Consider the following 19,765-nt stretch of genomic DNA (forward strand, 5'->3'; position numbering starts at 1 on the left):
ACGCGCCGTTTTTTATTAGTGTTCGTATTTAAACGTAATACCAACTAATCTTGGCTCACCATATTGCACGTAGTCTCTAACGGCATAACTCAGTCTTGGGTCAGCTTCGAATTGAAAACCTCTTACCGGGATATCTCTATCTGCTAGGTTTCTTCCCCAGAATGTCAAAGACCATTGGTCGGCGTAGTATGAGGCACTGGCATTTATCAAGTTATGGCTCGGTGCTTGTCCAAAATGACTATCGGATAAATAATAATCGTCTTTACCTTCTACGCCTACTTGGACAGAAAGTGCTTCAGAAAAATCATACTGTAAGCTTGCAGAGTACTGGTATTTCGGCGCCTGTGCTTGTTCTCGGCCGTCTAAGCTGACCAATATATCGTTGCCTTGTTCGTCTTCACCTTTGATTGCGTAGTCTTTAATCTTCGTTTCCAAATACCCCAATGCATAGTTGAAGCTCACTGCATCAGTCAGTTGTGAGCGACCATCAATCTCAATACCGTAGTTTGTACCTTTTGCTGCATTACCAATAAAAGAAGTAAATTCTGAGCCGCTGAGCTGCAACCCTTGGTTTAATTGCATGTCCTCTCGGTCCATATAAAAGGCCGTGACTTGAAGTGTGTGACGGCGATCTTCTGATTGGCCTTTCACTCCAAACTCATAATTCCAGATATACTCTGGGTCAAAGTTTGCCGGTAAAGTGGCATTGTTATCGGCACTGGCCAATGCCACGGCATTGATGCCGCCACTTTTATAACCGCGGTTAACGCTGGTATAAATCATCGTTTGTGGCGTTGCTTGGTATTCAAGTGCAACTTTACCACCGAGCATTGTATCGTCGGTTGATTGTACAACCTGTCGGTTGTCATTGTACTCTGAGTCAAAACGTTCCGCTCTAAGGCCTGTAATTAATTGCGTTTTTTCATTTAGTTCAGTAATTTTGTGAACGAAAATCGCATGGTTGCGGACTTCATTTGACGATTTAAAAACATCACTGACCCAAGAGTAGTGACGTGTTAAATCGACGTCATAGCGCTGTGTGAACAGACCAAGCGTCCAGTCGGCTTCTTTGCTTGTGAAGCGCACTTCCAGTGAGCCTCGTTCATGATCTCTTAAGTACTGGTCCGTCGCTGCACCCCAGTAGTTTTCATTTAACCCCGCTTCACACAGTACTGGTTTGGATGGATCTGTACAGGTCCAATCTTCATCATAGCTGTACTCAGTATCGGCTTGTAAACCCGTTGCTATTACCTCTAGATTGAATAGATCAAATCCTTGATAAGCCAGATTTGCAGCGAAAGCGTCGCTTTGCTGCGTATCTTTACCAGGTTGATCTGCGACACTTGTGCGGCTGTTATCCAGAGTAAATCCGTCATAGCCATTGTCTACGTCGATAAAATGGTAGGTGAACCCCAGTTGCAGGTCATCGTGCAGCTGTGAATTAAGTTTAATGCGGGCAACACGTTCATCTTGATCTTGGGTATCTTGATTTAGAAAAATATTGTCTACGTAGCCATCTGATTTTCTTTGGTAGAGACTGACGCGTGCCGCTGTTGAATCAGTGAGGCCTGTCCCTGCTGCGATGCCTGCTTCATACGTGCCGTAATTTGCAGCGCCTAGCTTTACTTTGAACTGATTACTTTGACTGGCCGCAGCTGATTGCATGTCGATGATGCCACCTAGGGCATCAGCACCAAATTTAGTCCCTTGTGGACCACGGTATATCGCAACTTGATCTACATCGAAGAGCAAGCTGCTGCCACCTAACCCTGAGTAATTAATGCCATCGATTAATACGCCGATGCTAGGGGTAATTGGGTCGACAAACTGTGAGCGTAGACCAACCCCGCGGATCTGCACAAAACGGCCTCTCGATGCTCCGGCGGTAAAGTTAACATTCGCTGCATTGTTAAGAATTTCATCTAAGTAGCTCGCACCACGCGTTTCTATCTCCGCTTCGTCGAAAACGGACGCGCTGGCACTCAAAGTCAGTAGAGATTCCTGTTGAAAGTCTCCGTTAACTTGGATTGTTTCGATATCTTGGTTTGAAGGTGCTTGTTCAGCTTGTACTGCGTTTGAAAACGCGAGTGATAAACAGCTCGCAAGCAAAGAGAGTTTTAGCTTCATTTGTTATTTATAGTCCCATGTTAATTGCGCCCTAGTGTAGCAAAAGCCCGACCACATAACTGAATATTTGTGATATAAACTTTCACATTCTAATCAGAGGACGAATTATGACGTTTAAAGTTGACTTTAAAGTAAGAGATTATGAATGCGATCTGCAAGGTATCGTCAACAATAGTGTCTACTTTAATTATTTAGAGCATGCACGCCATGAGTTTTTGGCTTTTAAGAATATTGATTTTGCAGCACTGGCGGAGCAAAAAATCAATTTAGTGGTGATCCGCTCAGAAATGAATTACAGAGACTCGTTGAAGCCGGGTGATGAATTTTATGTAGAAGTAGAGACAGAAAAAGTCAGCAAGTTAAAATTTGCTTTCCATCAGAAGGTCATAAGAAAGCATGATAAAAAATTGATGTTGGACGCCATCGTGACAGGCACATCTGTCAATGACCGAGGTAGGCCGTTCCTACATCAGGAAATTGAACAGCTATTTTCTTAATTTTTGTACAAAAAGGCAATTAATTACACATTTTTACTGCCTATTCTGTGTGACCAAGCGTTATAATTAAATTTGATTTTTAAACGTTTGGTTTACCAATGAAAAAAACCTTTTTATTTTGCCTAATGAGCCTAGTGCTTATTGGCTGTAAAAGTACAGGGACGGTAAACGCCCATTCACTCAAGTATTCAAGTTGGCAACTACAAATACCCGCTGTCGCAGAACCGCACAGCGCCATTACTATTGAGTTTTTGGATGCATTTAGAGTGAATGGATACACTGGATGCAATCGATTTTTTGGTCAAGGTGAGATCAAAGATGGACAATTATATGTGTCCAACATTGGCATGACACGTAAACTCTGCGAGCCAGAAGTAAATGCGCGAGAGCAGGCATTTTTAAATATGCTCAGAATCGGTGCGCCGATAGAGTTTGCCGTGAATGAGCTGGTATTACGCGGAGATGCTTCGTGGCATTTCGAACCAGTTGAAAGGCGCTTTGACTAATCAGCTGACATTCAGTAGACTTTGTCTCAATTCGTTACTTGTCGGAGTGCCCTGTTGGGCTGAGATCGCTGTATTGCGGGATCCGTGGACCTGATCAGGTTAATGCCTGCGTAGGGAACAAGCTGCTTAGTGTGAATCACCAAATTTTGGGTACCTAAGCTGCAATTTATTGGCGTCGTGCTAATAGATTATCCACCAACATCTGCATATTGTCGTTATTGAGTTAATCAATGGCGAGGATGTGTATGAACCCAATCTCTTCCTTTTTGGAATTCTGACAAGACACCTTAACTAACAATGAGGCACGTCATGTCAAATAACAGTAGCAAGTTGTCACGCCGCGAATCGCGCGAAGCGGCTTCGGAATTTATCTATAACTTAAAGGGCCAACCATTTCCCAATTCTAAAAAAATTTATGTAGATGGGGAACAAGAAGGTGTACGCGTGGGCATGAGAGAGATCTCATTGAGCGACTCATTCGTGGGCGGCACAGAAGAAGAGCCTGTTTTTGAAAAGAATGAGCCTGTACGCGTATATGACACATCAGGCCCGTACACAGATCCTGAATTCACGCTCAATGTGCGTGAAGGGTTACCAAAGTACCGTGAAAATTGGATCATTAATCGCGATGACACAGAGTTATTAAATTCAGTAACGTCTCAATTTTCTCAACAGCGCATGGCTGATGAGGGCTTGGACCACATTCGTTTTGAGAACTTACCTAAAATTCGCCGCGCGAAACCGGGTAAAAATGTCACGCAAATGCACTATGCGCGCCAAGGCATCATCACGCCTGAAATGGAATTTGTTGCTATCCGTGAAAACATGGGTCGAGCAAAAATCCGAGAAGAATTGCTGGCTGAGCAGCACGAAGGCCAGTCTTTCGGTGCTGAAATCCCTGATTTTATCACGCCAGAATTTGTGCGTTCAGAAGTGGCGCGTGGTCGTGCAATCATCCCAAATAACATCAACCACCCTGAGTCTGAGCCGATGATTGTGGGCCGTAACTTTTTAGTGAAAGTGAACGCAAACATTGGTAATTCATCCGTCACTTCTTCTATTGAGGAAGAAGTGGAAAAGTTAGTTTGGTCTACGCGCTGGGGTGCAGACACCGTAATGGATTTGTCTACGGGCCGTTATATCCATGAAACGCGAGAGTGGGTTGTGCGTAATTCTCCGGTACCGATTGGTACTGTACCGATTTACCAAGCACTTGAAAAAGTGAATGGTGTAGCGGAAGATCTAACATGGGAAATTTTCCGAGATACCTTGATCGAGCAGGCAGAGCAAGGTGTTGACTACTTCACAATTCACGCTGGTGTACTACTACGATATGTACCAATGACAGCTAAGCGCGTGACAGGTATTGTATCTCGTGGTGGCTCAATTATGGCGAAATGGTGTCTTGCCCATCATAAAGAAAACTTCCTTTATACGCATTTTGAAGACATTTGTGAGATCATGAAGCAATATGACGTGTGTTTCTCACTCGGTGACGGTTTGCGTCCTGGTTCAATTGCTGATGCGAATGACGACGCGCAATTATCAGAATTACGCACATTAGGTGAACTTACCAAGATTGCTTGGGAGCATGATGTCCAAGTCTTTATTGAAGGGCCTGGTCACGTGCCAATGCACATGATCAAAGAAAACATGGATGAGCAGCTGAAGCATTGTCATGAGGCACCCTTTTATACGCTTGGTCCATTAACAACGGACATTGCCCCAGGCTATGATCACTTCACGTCAGGTATCGGTGCGGCGCAAATCGCATGGTACGGAACTGCAATGCTATGTTATGTGACGCCTAAAGAGCACTTGGGTCTACCAAACAAAGAAGACGTTAAGGAAGGCTTGATCACCTACAAGATTGCGGCCCATGCGGCAGATCTGGCGAAAGGTCATCGCGGTGCTCAGATCCGAGACAATGCCCTATCGAAGGCGCGTTTTGAGTTCCGTTGGCATGATCAATTTAACTTGAGTCTAGATCCTGAGCGCGCGTTGTCTTATCACGATGAAACCCTACCTCAGGAGTCTGGCAAGGTCGCGCATTTTTGTTCAATGTGTGGGCCTAAGTTCTGTTCGATGAAGATCACTCAGGACGTTAGGGACTATGCCAAAGAATTGGAGGCACGTGGTATCGATCCTAATAACGTCGGTGATGCCATCGAAATCAAGATGGTGGATGTAGAGGCTGAAATGAAAGCTAAATCAGAAGAGTTCAAAAATAGCGGCTCTGAGATTTATCACAAAGCGATCTAATTGAGTTCGCACCATTTGTTAGCGCAAATGGTGCGTTTTTTAGGATACCTTATGTCAACACTTGGTAAAAAGCCTCGGGTGGCTATCGTGGGGTTTGGTCTTGTCGGTCGAGTAGCCGCATTAGAATTAATCGAACATTATGACATCACGGTGTATGAAAGAGACCGACAAGATGCGCAAACAGGTGCAGGCACTCTGGCTGCTGCTATGTTGGCACCCCTTGCAGAATCCGTTATATGCTCTCAAGCGATAGCTCAGCAGGGACTTGACGCTATAAAAATGTGGCCAAGGCTGCTGGCTAAACTGGATGATGCCGTATTTTTTCAGCAAGCGGGTAGTCTCATTGTCGCACATCAACAAGACCGAGGAGACTTACAGAGTTTTGCTCAGCGTTTGAAGCCACTTGATGGTCACCGCCCTTACCCTGTAGACCAGCGTATGATTGCTGATCTAGAGCCAGAACTCAGCGGACAATTTACCCAAGGCCTCTTTTTACCTTGCGAAGGGCAATTGGATAATCTTGGCTTTTTTAAAGCGAGTTTTAATACATTAAAACGCCATGGTGTGCACTTTTTCTATGGACAGGAAGCGACGGTGGCAGACGGTTGTGTCAACAATCAAGCTTATGATTGGATCATTGATTGCAGAGGCGTAGGGGCCAAAGTGGATAATCCGCAACTTCGCGGTGTGCGTGGTGAAGTCGCGCGCCTCTTCGCGCCAGAAGTTTGTTTACAGCGTCCAGTCAGGTTAATGCACCCTAGGTACCCGATTTATATTGCGCCAAAACCAAACCATGAGTTTGTGATAGGGGCAACAGAAATTGAATCTCAAGATGATGCAGAGATTACGGTACGCTCAACCTTAGAATTGCTTTCAGCAGCATACACTGTGCATAGCGGTTTTGCGGAAGGTCGCGTATTATCCCTGAATGCTGGGCTGCGCCCCGCTTTTGTTGATAATCATCCACGTATAGAGAAGAAAGACAACGTGATTGCAATCAATGGTTTGTATAGACATGGCTACTTACTTGCCCCTGTCGTCGTCCAGCAAGCACTGAGTGAGGGTTTATTATGAAGTTAATTTACAATGGTCAAGACATTCAAGTGGATGGCGGTTTATCATTACAACAAATCTTGGTTAGCCATGGGGCAACGCCCCCGTTTGCGGTCGCTCTGAATGGACAATTTGTTCCAGCGGGACTGCTCCCCGAGACCAAACCTGAGTCTGGCGATAGTATTGAAGTCCTATCGCCCATCCAAGGGGGTTAAATGCAAGATATCACACAAGATAAATTAACCATTTACGGTGAGCATTTCGACAGTCGGTTACTCATCGGCTCTGCACTGTATCCATCTCCACAAATCATGCAAGACGCGATTAACAGCTCCGGTGCTGATATTGTAACAGTGTCACTGCGTCGTCAAAACTCGGTAGCGGCCGGTGAAGACTTTTGGCAGTTGATCAAAGATACGGGTTTGAGGGTGCTACCTAACACTGCGGGCTGCCATAGCGTTAAGGAAGTTGTGACCCTTGCACAGATGTGCCGCGAAGTGTTTCAAACAGACTGGATCAAACTTGAATTGATTGGGGACGAATACAATTTACAACCAGATCCCATTGGCCTGCTAGACGCGACAGATATTTTATTGAAAGACGGCTTCAAGGTGCTGCCTTACTGCACGGATGATCTTGTACTATGCCAGCGTCTAGCAGATCTCGGTTGTGAGGTATTGATGCCGTGGGGAGCGCCAATAGGCACCGGCAAAGGCCTTATTAATCCATATAATTTAAAAACAATTCGAGAGCGCTTACCTGAACATACATTGATAGTTGATGCCGGTTTGGGCATTCCTTCGCATGCTTGCCAAGCGCTAGAGTTAGGTTATGATGCGGTGCTATTGAATAGTGCAGTAGCGGGCGCAGGAGATCCTGTTGCAATGGCAAGTGCATTTGCACATGCTGTTACCGCTGGGCGGCTGAGTTATAAGGCACAAGCAATGCCAGAAAAAGATGTTGCTGCACCCTCTACCCCGACCATGGGAATGCCTTTTTGGCATCAAAATTAGTGAAAAATTAGGAGTCAATGTGTCTAACGTTGTATGGAGTATCGCCGGTTCCGATTCAGGTGGCGGTGCGGGTATTCAAGCTGATATCAAAGCGATGCAGAGCTTTGATGTGCATGCTTGCACGGCGATAACCGCATTAACTGCACAAAATAGCTTAGGTGTGGAGGCTATTAATTCGGTATCCACTGAGATCATCGAGTCTCAACTTTTTGCCTTAGAAGCAGACATGAAAGCATCCGTGATAAAAATTGGGATGCTTGCTAATGTACAACAAATTCAATTGGTAGCAGCCCATATTGCGCGCTACAAAAGTCAGTGGGAAACGCCGCCGCGAGTCGTGTATGACCCTGTTGCGATTGCGACAAGCGGCGATGCTTTAACAGAAGAAGACACGGTTGACGCGATAAAAACGCATTTATTGCCTTTAGTTGATGTGATCACGCCTAATACCCATGAAACGCAAATACTTACTGGTATCTATCTCATTGGCCCAGACGCGGTGCGAGAAGCTGGAAAAAAACTGTGCTCACTTGGCGTGAAGGCCGTTATCATAAAAGGTGGGCATTGGGATTATCCGAAAGGCTATTGCATTGATTATTGCTGGCATGACGATGAAGAATATTGGCTTGGTAATGAAGCGATTAACACGCCGCATGCCCATGGTACTGGCTGCACGCTCTCTTCTGTCATTGCTGCATGTTTGTCTAAAGAGTACCCACTTAAAGATGCCTTCATTTTAGGAAAAGCCTACATCAACCAAGGGCTCAAAGCTGCAGTTCGTTTTGGTGAAGGTATTGGCCCTGTCGCGCATACGGTATTTCCCCATCAGCTTGAAGATTATCCACAGGTGATTGAGGCCGGTAGTTGGTTGGGCGATGAACTCGACTTTATGGTGCCAGATGATTACAACTATGCCGCTGGTTTTGCATCAATTGAAGATGACTTAGGACTATATGCCGTAGTGGATACAATTGAGTGGGTAGCGTTGTGTCTAAAAAACGGTGTTAAAACCGTACAACTTCGGGTAAAAGACCCGCAGTCACCGACATTAGAGCAGGATATTGCCCAAGCTGTGTTACTGGGTAAACAGTTTGATGGCCGCGTATTTATCAACGATCACTGGCAGCTTGCCATCAAGCATGGCGCGTATGGTGTGCACCTAGGTCAAGAAGATTTGAATGTCGCTGATTTGAGCGCAATCCAAAAAGCCGGCTTGCGACTTGGTTTATCGACCCACGGTTTTTACGAAATGCTGCGGGCTCACAATTATCGTCCTAGTTATTTGGCATTTGGTGCCATCTATCCCACAACGACGAAAGATATGACAGGGCAAATTCAAGGGCTTGAAAAGCTCCGTCATTTTGTTCCGCTGATGCAAGGACATTACCCAACTGTCGCTATTGGCGGGATCGATTTGTTACGCGCTCCAGAAGTCGTACAAACCAAGGTGGGCAGTGTGGCTGTTGTCCGTGCGATCACCGAAGCATCCGATCCCGCTATCGCGATAACACAGTTGCAGCAAGTGATGGATGGTAAATGACTCGCCAGTTAGAAAAAAATGAGTACATACGGTATAGCCGACATGTCATGCTAGAACAAATAGGTGAATCTGGGCAACTCAAGTTGAAAAAAGCGCGTGTTGCCGTAATAGGGTGCGGGGGATTGGGCAGCCCAGTGCTGTTGTATTTAGCTGCGAGTGGCGTAGGGCACCTCACTTTTATCGATCATGACTCAGTAGAGTTGTCGAATTTGCAAAGGCAAATCTTATTTAAGGTCAACCATTTAGGGCAAAGCAAAAGCAAGGCTGCGAGTAAGGTACTTGCTAGCTTAAATAATGCCATCGAGCTTAACCCCATTAATGCAAAATTAGAGGTGGGCAATATTGCCGCTTTACTTGATACCATGGATGTCATCATTGACTGCAGTGATAACTTTGCCACGCGATATCTGGTTAATCAGTATGCGGTTGATCACAATAAGGTACTGGTTTCGGGGGCGGCAATTGGGTTTACCGGACAATTACTGAGTATGGACTTTCGCGATGCGCGCAAAGAATATCGCTCACCTTGCTACGCCTGTGTTTTCCCGCCCACGGATAAAGAAGTACCGCAAAACTGTGCAAATTCTGGCGTGGTGAGCCCTTTATTAGGGGTGATTGGCTCCATGCAGGCGTTAAGTGTGCTACGAATACTTTTAGGGTATCAGCCAGATAGTACTTTATGTCAGTATGATGGTCTTGCTATGACGTCACAGCAATATGGTGTAGTGGCGGACCCTCATTGCCCAGTATGTGGTCAGCGTTGACGCTGACCAGTGCTGTTTTGAATTAAAAGTACCAGGTGAGAATAAACTCAGCGTAGTCATCCTCATTGAGTAAGGTGATGGGGTCTTGAAGATCATCACCTGAAAAATACCACATGTTCAAATTCCATTTGAGTTGATTATTTATCCGAGATGAGGCTTCTAGTTTTGTCCAAGATGAGCCAAACCCAGACACATCTTGACTGGTGCCTAAAATAACTTCTGTGCCATCAATGTCGTTAAAGACCCAGCGTAAACCCATAAAAATATCTTGCTGCGAAAAGCTGGTGCTTTTTTCCTTTCTTGAGTCGTACTGATACTCTGAGATTAAACCTACATTGTAATTGGTGCCAAACACACCTGTGATGGAGTATTCAAACCCAGCAACACTGGCAAAATAATCTTCTCGTGTACTTCGATGCAATGCTTCTAGCTTCCAAAGCCATGCGCCTTGCGTGGCTTGCAAATCAACGGATACTTGCTGCATTTGGGCATAAAATGGCTGTAGTCCTTCTGGCGTAGGTAATAAATAGGGCTCTCTTTGTGTGCCATCAAACAAAGCGATGCCAAAATCGATGGTGTCGAATACATGGCTATATCTGAGCGCAACATCAACGTGTTTTTGCTCTGCGCTAGATTCGTAGCGCGCTTTATCTAAAACGGTTAACTTGGAGCTTAAGCGGCCCTCCTCACTCGCAAAGGTACGTTCTCGAAAATAAGGCAGTACCCAGCCTTGAAGAGTCCCCCAATCTTGGTCAGTGCTGACTGAAATCATGGGTTGCCCCAACTTTTGCTCGAAATCGATATTTTCAATCAAGTCTGTTTGATTAATCGTATCGACTAAATGACGTGATTCAGTGACACCCCAAAAGACTTTTCCAATGCCAACATGCACCTCATATTGATCCGCGATATGGATGTACATGGCTTCTCGTATATCCAGTTTTGTACGTGCCGAGTCGGTAAAATCCTTTCTGGAAAATATATCGATATTTATTTGATCAAAGCTATCTGGGTTAAATCCTTGCCATTTAAGTGAAGAGGTGACCGATGGGTTACTATCAGAAACCTCAGCGATGGTATGAACAAACTGTCTATTTTCAATACTAGCTTGTCCCTCAAACTCCCATTCAAAAGCGCTAGCAATACTGGCGGGTGAAAATAATAAAATGGCTTTGCAGGGAGTAAACCAAAAAAAACGAGTATTACGCATGTACTTCTTCATTCCTTGTATGTGCTTCGTAAATAATACTATGTGAATAAGACTAATTAACTAAATAATTTAAAATTAAAATTATGTTAAAAATGGTAACATTCACTTTCAATTTTATAAAGTGTTTGCTTTAATATCGCGCAACTTTAGGGTGTTAATTGAGCGAGCCCAAAGGTGAAGTATTAAAAAAGCATTGATCTAGATTAATTAAAATGTATTTATTCATTTGTTGTAAATATAAGTGTGATTAAATGTTTATTATTGTTTCCTTGTCGTTTCTTTTTGGTTTCGATGGGTAAATAATTATATTTATAAAAGGAGTATTTTGAAATGACTGATTCAGGAATCGATCAGCAGTCTGTCCAAACTTGGTTAGTAGATAAGTTTGCCATGCGTTTAGAAGTGCCTGCCGAACAAATTGATGTCAATATGCAGTTTTCTGATTTCAATTTGGCGTCAGTTGAGGCTTTATTGCTAGCAGGAGAGCTTGAAAAGTGGCTAAATGTTGAAATGCAGCCTACCTCTATGTGGTATTTCCCAACTATTCACGAGTTATCCAACCATATCGTCGACGACTTACTTTCTCATTAGTAGGGATGAAGAGAAATGAAAGCTGAAAAGTTCTCCGCTGTATTTGAGGTGAACACGTCGACTCATGCGCAAGAAACTATCGTGTGTTTGCACCCCGGGGGCGTGTCATCCAAGCATTACAATGCATTGGTTGATTCGCCCAATGCGCAGTTATTGGTTGTCGAGCTAAGTTTACTGCCACAATATCAGCTGACAATGACAAGCCATGAAGAGAACACATTAAAATATTCAATGGATGACATTGTCAATGAAGTGTACTCGCAATTGCAGAAGTATCTAAACAAAACGTGTCAAAAAGTCACTATTATCGGGTGGTCGTTTGGGGGGGTACTTGGGTACGCGCTCGCCGATCGTCTCACTATCCCTTGCCAGTTGGTTGCCTTGGATTCAATCGCACCGTTAAAACAAAATCAACACTGCACAGAGCAAGTGGCACCGAGCATTGTATATAAGTGGTTTATTGAGTTTATTAGTGCCGTGAAAGCATGTGAATTAATCATAGAAACCCCTTATTCGTCGTACACTCAAGATGAATTTGTTGCTATGGTGTTTGAGCATGGATTAGCCCAAGGTATTTTTAAGCAATTCGACACACTTAACGGTGTAAACAAATTGTTTGAGACGTTTGCACTTGGCTTAAAGCGTAACATGCTGTTGTCAGCACGCTTCTTCCCTAAACCCCAGCCAGATCTTAATATTTTGGTGATACGAAGTCACTCAGGATTGCAAGAGATCAGTGCCTACCCTAACTGCATTGGCTGGTCAAAATTATCTTCAAATGTTCATATCGTGAATGTAGAAAAGGATCATTATGCGTTATTCACAGACACAACATCTCTGGCCACGATATATGGGGCTATCTCGGTATTTAGTCAACTGAGGTTGCGTCGTACAAATGGACTACTAAATAAGATAAGCCGCTTATTTAATAAGTAAAAACACAAACAAAAATCAAAACAATAAATCAAGCTTCTGAGCACTGATGGTGAGGAGGTTTTAGCTTCTTGTTGTCTATTTTTGTTGTTTTGGCTGTAAATTAACTCAGATAAGGAAAGTGTAATGAGTAAAGAACCGATTGCAATTATTGGTTTGTCTAGTCTCTATCCCGGCGCAACAAATCTCAAAGAATATTGGGATAATATATTGATCGGTAAGGACTGCATCACAGATATTCCCGATACCCATTGGAACATTGAAGACTATTTTGATGATGATCCTATGGCTGAAGATAGAACATACTGCAAAAGGGGTGGGTTCATCCCCGAAACGGATTTTAATCCTGTGGAATTTGGTATCCCGCCCAATATCCTAGAGGTCACAGATGTTTTGCAACTGCTAAGTTTAAACGTTGCAAAAGCCGCTTTTCATGACGCTGGATATTTAGCGGATGATATTGACCACTCTCGCACAGGCGTGATTTTAGGGATCACCGGTGCCACTTCATTGCAGCATTCTTTGGCGCAGCGACTTGATTATCCAATTTGGCGCGAAGTACTCACCAGTAAAGGACTGTCAGAAGAAGAGGCTGATCAGCTGATTAAAACCGCCAACACAGCACATGCGCCTTGGGAGGAGAATTCGTTTCCTGGTTTACTCGGTAATGTTGTGGCAGGCCGTATTGCGAATCGTTTCAATTTAGGTGCGACCAACTGTACTGTAGATGCGGCATGCGCCAGCTCTTTGGGTGCATTGAGAATGGCCATGGATGAACTACAAATGGGACGTGCAGATCTCATGCTGACGGGAGGGTGTGACTCAGAAAACTCGATTTTGACCTTCATGTGCTTCTCAAAAACCCCTGCTTTTTCGAAAGAAAATAAAATACGGCCTTTTGATCAACACAGTGATGGTACCTTGATCGGTGAAGGGATGGGTATGATTGCGTTAAAGCGTTTGTCGGATGCGCAAAGAGACGGTGATCGTATTTATGCGGTGATTTCTGGGTTAGGAAGTGCAAGTGATGGCCGTTTTAAAAGTATCTATGCGCCGCGCGCCAGTGGTCAGGCATTATGTTTAAGACGCGCTTACGAAGATGCGCAATGTGAACCAAATGATGTGAGTTTAATTGAAGCACACGGCACAGGTACGCCAGTGGGAGATGCAACCGAGTTCAGTGCATTAAAAGAAGTATTTACAGAAGGCAATGGACAACATATTGCTTTGGGAAGCGTCAAGTCGCAAATTGGTCACACAAAAGCTGCAGCCGGGGCTGCGTCTCTCATTAAGGTTGCTTTGGCGCTACACCACAAAGTGCTTCCTCCGACAAACAATATCACGGCTCCCCATGACAATTTAGATATTGAGCAGTCTAATTTTTATTTAAATTGCACCACGAGGCCATGGTTCAAGCACCCAGAGCAAGATAAGCTTAGAGCCGGTGTTAGTTCATTTGGGTTTGGCGGTACCAATTTTCACGCCGTGGTGGAGCAATATGAGACATCGCAGCCAGCGCAGCGCCTAAATAATATGCCCCATGCGTGTGTCATAAGTGCTGCGTCACATGAACAATTGATCGCGCTTGCTGAGCAGCTTAAAGACATTGACTCGGTGAGCGATATCCCTTTTATGTCGGCACCGGCAGAAGCGCCAAGAGCAGGGTTTGTGTGCCAAAGTCTGCCTGAATTTAAAGCGCAACTCGATGTATTGATTAAGCAATTAAATGCCACGCCGGCAGATTCAGCGTGGCAGTTACCCCAAGGCCTGTACTTCGCACCAAACTCAGCCGTAACTGAGAATACTAAGGTGGCGGCCTTGTTCCCTGGCCAAGGGAGTCAATATGTTGATATGGGCTTACATCAAACCATGAATGTGCCCCAAGCGCGTACTCTGTTCGAACTCGCAAATGAGACTTTGTGGTCTCACTCAAATACGGTCCTGACGGACTTGGTCTACCCGTTCGCTAAGTTTTCAGAGCAAGCTAAACAGGCCGATCTGGCGAATTTGAAACAAACACAGCATGCACAACCTGCGATTGGGTGCGTATCTGCTGGCGCATTTGCATTTCTCAAATCTTGTGGCTTCACACCCGATTGTGTGGCAGGACACAGCTATGGGGAGCTAACTGCACTGTGGTCAGCGAATGTGTATGACGATGACGCATTTGTATCTCTGTCTGTGAAGCGTGGTCTGTCTATGTCTGAAAAACCAGAAGGCATGCAATCTGGGGATATGTACGCAATTGGGATGTCACAGTCTGATGTTGCACAGCTAATCAGCGAAGAGCAGCTATCAGATGTATACATCTGTAATATCAATACGCAACAGCAAACGGTCATCGGCGGTCACCCAGAGCCCTTGGCGAAGTTCGCAACACTGTGTGAGCAACGTGAACAGCAAATCACAAAACTTGATGTATCGGATGCATTTCACACACCTTACGTGGCACATGCGATAGATAAATTTTCCTCTCACATTGAGGACGTTAACTTTGCCAAGGCCAGCTGCCCAGTCTATTTGAATGAAGCGGGTGATGCGCACATTGAGGCAAGTGATATAAAGCAAAGTCTAAAGGGTCAACTCGGCAGGCCTGTACAGTTCCTTTCGATCATTGAAAATATGTATGAAGATGGCGTACGCGTGTTTGTGGAATGTGGGCCAAAAGGCACACTGAGCGCCATGGCCAAGCGTATTTTGGCACAACATGATGATGTCATTTATATCAAAACGGATGGTGGAAAAGGTAAGTCCAGTGACGTTGCACTGCTGTCCAGTTTGGTTCAATTGGCCGTTGCAGGTGTGGCAGTGACCACGCCAGGTTTACCTATTAGGGCGTTTAAACCGGCGGAGTCAAAAGGTGGATTTACCATGCCATTTAGTGGCGTGAATTACCAAGATCCAACGCGTTTAAATGACTATCAAGCGGGGTTGGAGGAGATTGCAAATTCGGCGATTGGGCAACAGCAGACCCAGCCTTCTATTATGGATACTTCAGCAGGACAGAGCCAAAGCGACACAGCAAATAAACCTGATGAGGCAAAAGCGAGTGCACCAGTTGATGCCATACCCACGCACACTGTGGGCGTGTTAGTAGAGCAAAACATACCACATACCACACCAGAGCCAGTCATGTCGGCACAACAAGCTGACCAAGTAGCATTGGAAGTACTAGGAAAAGCCATGAGTGACAATACCGAATTACACAAGACCTATCTCAAATATATTGATGATAATGCACGCAGTACCACTGAGTTGGTTGGCCGTGTTCTCACGTCTACTTCTGAGCAACCTGCAGTCGCTGACGCGATGATCCAGTTAACTCAAAAAGCCTTTGACTTAATCGAAAAAGGACAAGATGAAACGGCATTTGCACATCGGGTATTTTTGGATGGTGCCGTGCATCAAGACAGGCCAGTAAAAGATGTGCTCAGTTCGGGTAGAGAAACGCATGTCGCACCTCAACCGTTACCAACAAATCAGCACAGCGTCACCGAAGTCTCGCCTGAAGCACAACCGCAGCAGCAAGTGTCTGCCAAGCAGACTGTGGAGCCCATTGTATCGGCCTCGACACATCCGCGTGAAGATGCGACACCGCCTGTTAAAACAGCACCAAAAGTCAGTGCAGAAGTGGTTGAAACGCAAGTTATGACCATCATCGCAGATAAAACGGGTTACCCGATCGGTGTCCTAGATGCGCAGATGAGCTTAGAGTCAGACCTTGGGATTGACTCTATCAAGCGTGTGGAAATTTTAGGTGCAGTACAAGAAGCGTTGCCAGAGCTCACGAATTTGCAAGCGCATGCGTCGGCACAAATAAATACCATTGGCGACTTACAAGCAGTCATTATGTCTGCGTTGCAGTCACCAAGTGCCGCATCAATGGATACAGCCTCTGCGACACCGGATACGGCCGCAATACCTCAGGTTGATATTGAGCCGCTGTTACTGAAAGTGGTGAGTGAAAAAACAGGCTATCCGCTGGACGTACTGTCTTTAGATATGCATATGGAATCTGAATTAGGTATAGATTCAATTAAACGAGTTGAGATCTTAGGTGCAATCCAAGAGCAATATAGCGACTTACCGACCTTTAATGCTGAGGATTTAACCGCATTAGATACACTCCAAGAAATCAAATCTTACTTTGAAAAGCTTGCAAATAACGGTCGTGCAGACAGCGTTGTGGACAACACTGAGAGCGTATCAACAGCCATTGATCTTAAAGCGGTATCTGCTGAGATCCTCAGTATTGTGAGTGAAAAAACGGGATACCCCAAAGATGTGATCAGCCCTACTATGGCTTTTGAGTCAGACTTAGGCATTGATTCAATCAAGCGTGTAGAAATTTTGGGCGCAGTGCAAAGTGCATTCGAGAATTTACCCGCGTTGGATACTACTGAACTCAATAGTTTAGATACCATTGGGGATCTTCAAGCTTATATTGAGAAGGCACTCAGTGGGGGAGGCAGTGCTGCCACAGTAGACAGTCACCCAGCACCGCACACCGCTTTTGATGTCGTGGAATTTGAACAAATCCTACTAAAAATCGTGGGGGATAAAACCGGTTACCCAGCTGATGTACTTAACCTCGACATGGATCTTGAGGCGGACTTGGGGATTGATTCAATCAAACGGGTTGAGATCTTTGGTGCAATGCAACAGTCGTTGGGACAAGACATAGCTTTACCCGCAGATGAATTGTCTGCTTTGGCGAGTTTAAGAGATATTGTCGATTATGTTGTCAGCCAAATCGCGACCCCTTCGTCAGGAACAAAAGCACACGACAGCCACGACCAGAGTGAAGGCAAAACGCACACGTTTGAGGTAAATAACCAGGCAAAAGTGTGTGAATACGATGTACAACTGTCAGCCATCCCTCCTGTTGATGAAAGCCAAGTGTTTTCAAAAGGAAGTAAGGTTTTATTGGTGTCTGAAGGGAGCGGCAGAACGATAAAACTATTTGAAGCTTTGCAAGCGCGTGAGCTTTCAGTGACATTGCTGCGCTACCCTGAAGTCGCTGATCTCGAGATCGATGCCGATGTGATTGATGTGCAGTGGGCACAATCGCCCAAAGAAATTGTGGCACATTTTGAAACCTTTAACGCGTATGTATTACAAACGCTACCCAGTACGCACACCATGCTAAGCCCAGCAAGCGCAGACGAGCAATTTAACTGGTTGTCTCAGCATCTGTTATTTGCAAAAGATGTGGTATCAAGAGATGTAAATAGTGCGACAGAACGGGTTGCCTTCGTTTGCGTGAGTTATGAAGATGGCCAATTGGGATTATCACAGCCTGAGCAAGGGCTATACAGCGCAGGCGTAAATGGCTTGGTTAAAACATTGGCCCATGAAAATAGCCTCATATTTTGTAAAGCCATCGATGTAGACGGCGCGATAGACTCTGCCTATGCAGCAGAATATGTGGTGGCTGAACTGCATGACTATTCTAATAAATACAAAGAGATATCATACAACGCTGCTGGCCGTCATACTGTGACATTTAGTGAAGCTGTACATGGTGACACGACGCATACAAATCAAGCTGAGCATGTCATTGTGACGGGCGGAGCGAGGGGGGTAACCGCCACTTGTATCAAGACGCTAGCGAAGGCAAATCAGAGCCACTATCATCTACTCGGCCGTTCAGCATTGTTGCCCTCTGATCCGGATTGGGCACAAGGGCTAAACGAAGCCGCGCTCAACGAAGGGGCGATGACATTTTTGCAATCAGGCAAAGATAAGGTGACACCGAAAGCGATCCGTACTCTGGTCCGTGAGGTAACCAATTCAAGAGAGATCCGTGAAACGTTAGAAGCGATCAGAGAAACGGGCTCAAAAGCCGACTATCACAGTGTTGATGTCAATCATTTAGAGTCAGTGACCCGCTGGGCAGATGCGCAAAGTTGGCTCCACAAATCGACGCCGATTGCGCTTGTACATGGTGCGGGTGCATTGGCTGACAAACTGTTGAAAGACAAGACTGTAGCCGACGTACAGCATGTTTTCGCACCGAAAATATTTGGCTTAGTTAATTTACTGTCGGTACTCGACTTGTCGGCACTTGAGCGTGTTGTTTTGTTTTCGTCCGTTGCGGGATTGTATGGCAATCCAGGCCAGTCTGATTACGCTATGGCAAATGAAATTCTCAACCGGTTTGCGGTATTACTCAATGCACAGCTAAAAGCACACAATGCAGATGCGAGCGCAACATCAATCGTATGGGGCGCATGGGACTCTGGCATGGTGGATGCGAATTTGAAAAAAATGTTTGAGCAACGCGGTGTGGCCTTAATCGAAGAATCACACGGTGCCGAGGTGTTTAGCAAAGTGTTTACGGTACCAACTTCACCGGTGTTTTTCTTTGGCCCAAACCGAGGATTGGCGGGCTCAGATAACATTGCGTCTATGTTTAAACACGGCACTTGGTCTGTAAAACGTAACTTACAGTCCATAGCGAGTAACCGCCTTTTGGCAGATCACAGTATTGATGGACACATTGTGCTTCCAACGACATTCTCTCTAGGTATGGTATTCAACATCATTGAGGGGTTGTTCCCAGGGTTAAGTGCGGTTGCGTGTGAGCAACATCAGGTGAAAAAAGGGATTGTGGCAGACGACAAATTCAAGCCTGAATTGGAGTTTGTGGTGAATAAATCTGCGCAATGGCGAGAAGATAATCTCGTGGTGGATGTGGTGGTAAAAAACACCGCGAATGATCAAGTGCATTATGTGTGCAACGGCGTCAAACTCATCGATGGTGACTTGATGCCAATGGTTGAGCGCGCTTCCAACGCCGAGATTAATCGCACAATGCAGCCTATCTACGATGACAAGATCTTATTCCATGAGTCTCGTTTCCAATTATTGAAGGCATTTGAACAGACGGGTGATCAAGCACTTGAATTTAGCTGTGAGTCGGACTTGATTAGCGACATGGTATTGGAACAGCACGCAACCAGCAAGTTATGTCCACTGTATCTAGATGGTGCGATTCAAGCCGCTGCTTATGTGATTTACCACTTAGATGATGTTGTGAACTTACCGACAGAGGTGAGCCAAGTCACACTGTATCGACGTCCGAAGTTTGCCGAGCGGATCATCATCAAAGCCGCCTTAGTAAAACCATCAGACTTTACACCAACGTTATCGATAATGGGCCAAACGGAGACGGGAGAAGTCCTCTTTAGTCTTGATGGGACCTTCATTAAGAACAATGCACTACTTGAGAAGTTCCGCGCTCAGCCGGCACAAGTAGACTAGGGG

At 45.2% G+C, this 19,765-nt stretch carries 13 protein-coding genes and 1 riboswitch; of the genes, 11 read left to right on the forward strand and 2 right to left on the reverse strand.

What is annotated here, in order from left to right; translation table 11 throughout:
* Positions 1 to 15 precede the first annotated feature (15 nt).
* The gene (locus L1286_RS15655) at positions 16 to 2,127 is read right to left on the reverse strand and encodes a TonB-dependent receptor (protein WP_235407988.1); all 2,112 of its coding nucleotides are present in this window, start codon (positions 2,125 to 2,127) and stop codon (positions 16 to 18) included.
* A 107-nt stretch (positions 2,128 to 2,234) separates the two neighbouring features.
* Between L1286_RS15655 and L1286_RS15660 the strand changes: the two genes are divergently transcribed.
* The 8 genes from L1286_RS15660 to L1286_RS15695 all read left to right on the forward strand — a co-directional run bounded on the left by L1286_RS15660 (position 2,235) and on the right by L1286_RS15695 (position 9,762).
* Complete coding sequence (locus L1286_RS15660; RefSeq protein ID WP_235407989.1) at positions 2,235 to 2,624, forward strand: acyl-CoA thioesterase; 390 nt, start codon at positions 2,235 to 2,237, stop codon at positions 2,622 to 2,624.
* Between the two features lie 98 nt (positions 2,625 to 2,722).
* Positions 2,723 to 3,130 (forward strand): META domain-containing protein, encoded by a 408-nt coding sequence (locus L1286_RS15665; protein WP_235407990.1) that lies wholly within the window; start codon positions 2,723 to 2,725, stop codon positions 3,128 to 3,130.
* Positions 3,131 to 3,162: 32 nt separating this feature from the next.
* A riboswitch (TPP riboswitch) is annotated at positions 3,163 to 3,264 on the forward strand.
* 175 nt (positions 3,265 to 3,439) lie between these two features.
* Positions 3,440 to 5,392 carry a phosphomethylpyrimidine synthase ThiC gene (thiC, locus tag L1286_RS15670; protein ID WP_235407991.1) on the forward strand — a complete coding sequence of 651 codons (1,953 nt, stop codon included), beginning with the start codon at positions 3,440 to 3,442 and terminating at the stop codon, positions 5,390 to 5,392.
* A gap of 51 nt (positions 5,393 to 5,443) precedes the next feature.
* On the forward strand, positions 5,444 to 6,466 hold the full coding sequence (locus L1286_RS15675; RefSeq protein WP_235407992.1) for an FAD-dependent oxidoreductase: 1,023 nt from the start codon (positions 5,444 to 5,446) through the stop codon (positions 6,464 to 6,466).
* Positions 6,463 to 6,660 carry a sulfur carrier protein ThiS gene (gene thiS, locus L1286_RS15680; protein WP_235407993.1) on the forward strand — a complete coding sequence of 66 codons (198 nt, stop codon included), beginning with the start codon at positions 6,463 to 6,465 and terminating at the stop codon, positions 6,658 to 6,660. The genes L1286_RS15675 and thiS overlap by 4 nt, the downstream gene beginning before the upstream one ends.
* The gene (locus tag L1286_RS15685) at positions 6,661 to 7,458 is read left to right on the forward strand and encodes a thiazole synthase (RefSeq protein WP_235407994.1); all 798 of its coding nucleotides are present in this window, start codon (positions 6,661 to 6,663) and stop codon (positions 7,456 to 7,458) included.
* Positions 7,459 to 7,477: 19 nt separating this feature from the next.
* The gene (thiE, locus tag L1286_RS15690) at positions 7,478 to 8,998 is read left to right on the forward strand and encodes a thiamine phosphate synthase (RefSeq protein ID WP_235407995.1); all 1,521 of its coding nucleotides are present in this window, start codon (positions 7,478 to 7,480) and stop codon (positions 8,996 to 8,998) included.
* The gene (locus tag L1286_RS15695; protein ID WP_235407996.1) at positions 8,995 to 9,762 is read left to right on the forward strand and encodes a HesA/MoeB/ThiF family protein; all 768 of its coding nucleotides are present in this window, start codon (positions 8,995 to 8,997) and stop codon (positions 9,760 to 9,762) included. Before thiE ends, L1286_RS15695 begins: the two co-directional genes overlap by 4 nt.
* Before the next feature lie 22 nt (positions 9,763 to 9,784).
* Here the strand turns inward: L1286_RS15695 and L1286_RS15700 are convergent, their stop codons facing one another.
* Positions 9,785 to 10,972, reverse strand: coding sequence for a hypothetical protein (locus L1286_RS15700; RefSeq protein ID WP_235407997.1), 1,188 nt, complete (start codon positions 10,970 to 10,972; stop codon positions 9,785 to 9,787).
* Between the two features lie 330 nt (positions 10,973 to 11,302).
* Between L1286_RS15700 and L1286_RS15705 the strand changes: the two genes are divergently transcribed.
* The 3 genes from L1286_RS15705 (at position 11,303) to L1286_RS15715 (ending at position 19,762) form a co-directional block, all read left to right on the forward strand.
* Complete coding sequence (locus L1286_RS15705) at positions 11,303 to 11,563, forward strand: acyl carrier protein (protein ID WP_235407998.1); 261 nt, start codon at positions 11,303 to 11,305, stop codon at positions 11,561 to 11,563.
* Between the two features lie 15 nt (positions 11,564 to 11,578).
* Positions 11,579 to 12,499, forward strand: a complete 921-nt coding sequence (locus L1286_RS15710; protein WP_235407999.1) for a thioesterase domain-containing protein — start codon at positions 11,579 to 11,581, stop codon at positions 12,497 to 12,499.
* Positions 12,500 to 12,622: 123 nt separating this feature from the next.
* Positions 12,623 to 19,762: a type I polyketide synthase gene (locus L1286_RS15715; protein ID WP_235408000.1), complete on the forward strand. Its 7,140-nt coding sequence runs from the start codon at positions 12,623 to 12,625 to the stop codon at positions 19,760 to 19,762.
* Positions 19,763 to 19,765 lie beyond the last annotated feature (3 nt).

Origin of the sequence: Pseudoalteromonas sp. SMS1 (assembly GCF_021530565.1) — a bacterium.
Taxonomy (GTDB): domain Bacteria; phylum Pseudomonadota; class Gammaproteobacteria; order Enterobacterales; family Alteromonadaceae; genus Pseudoalteromonas.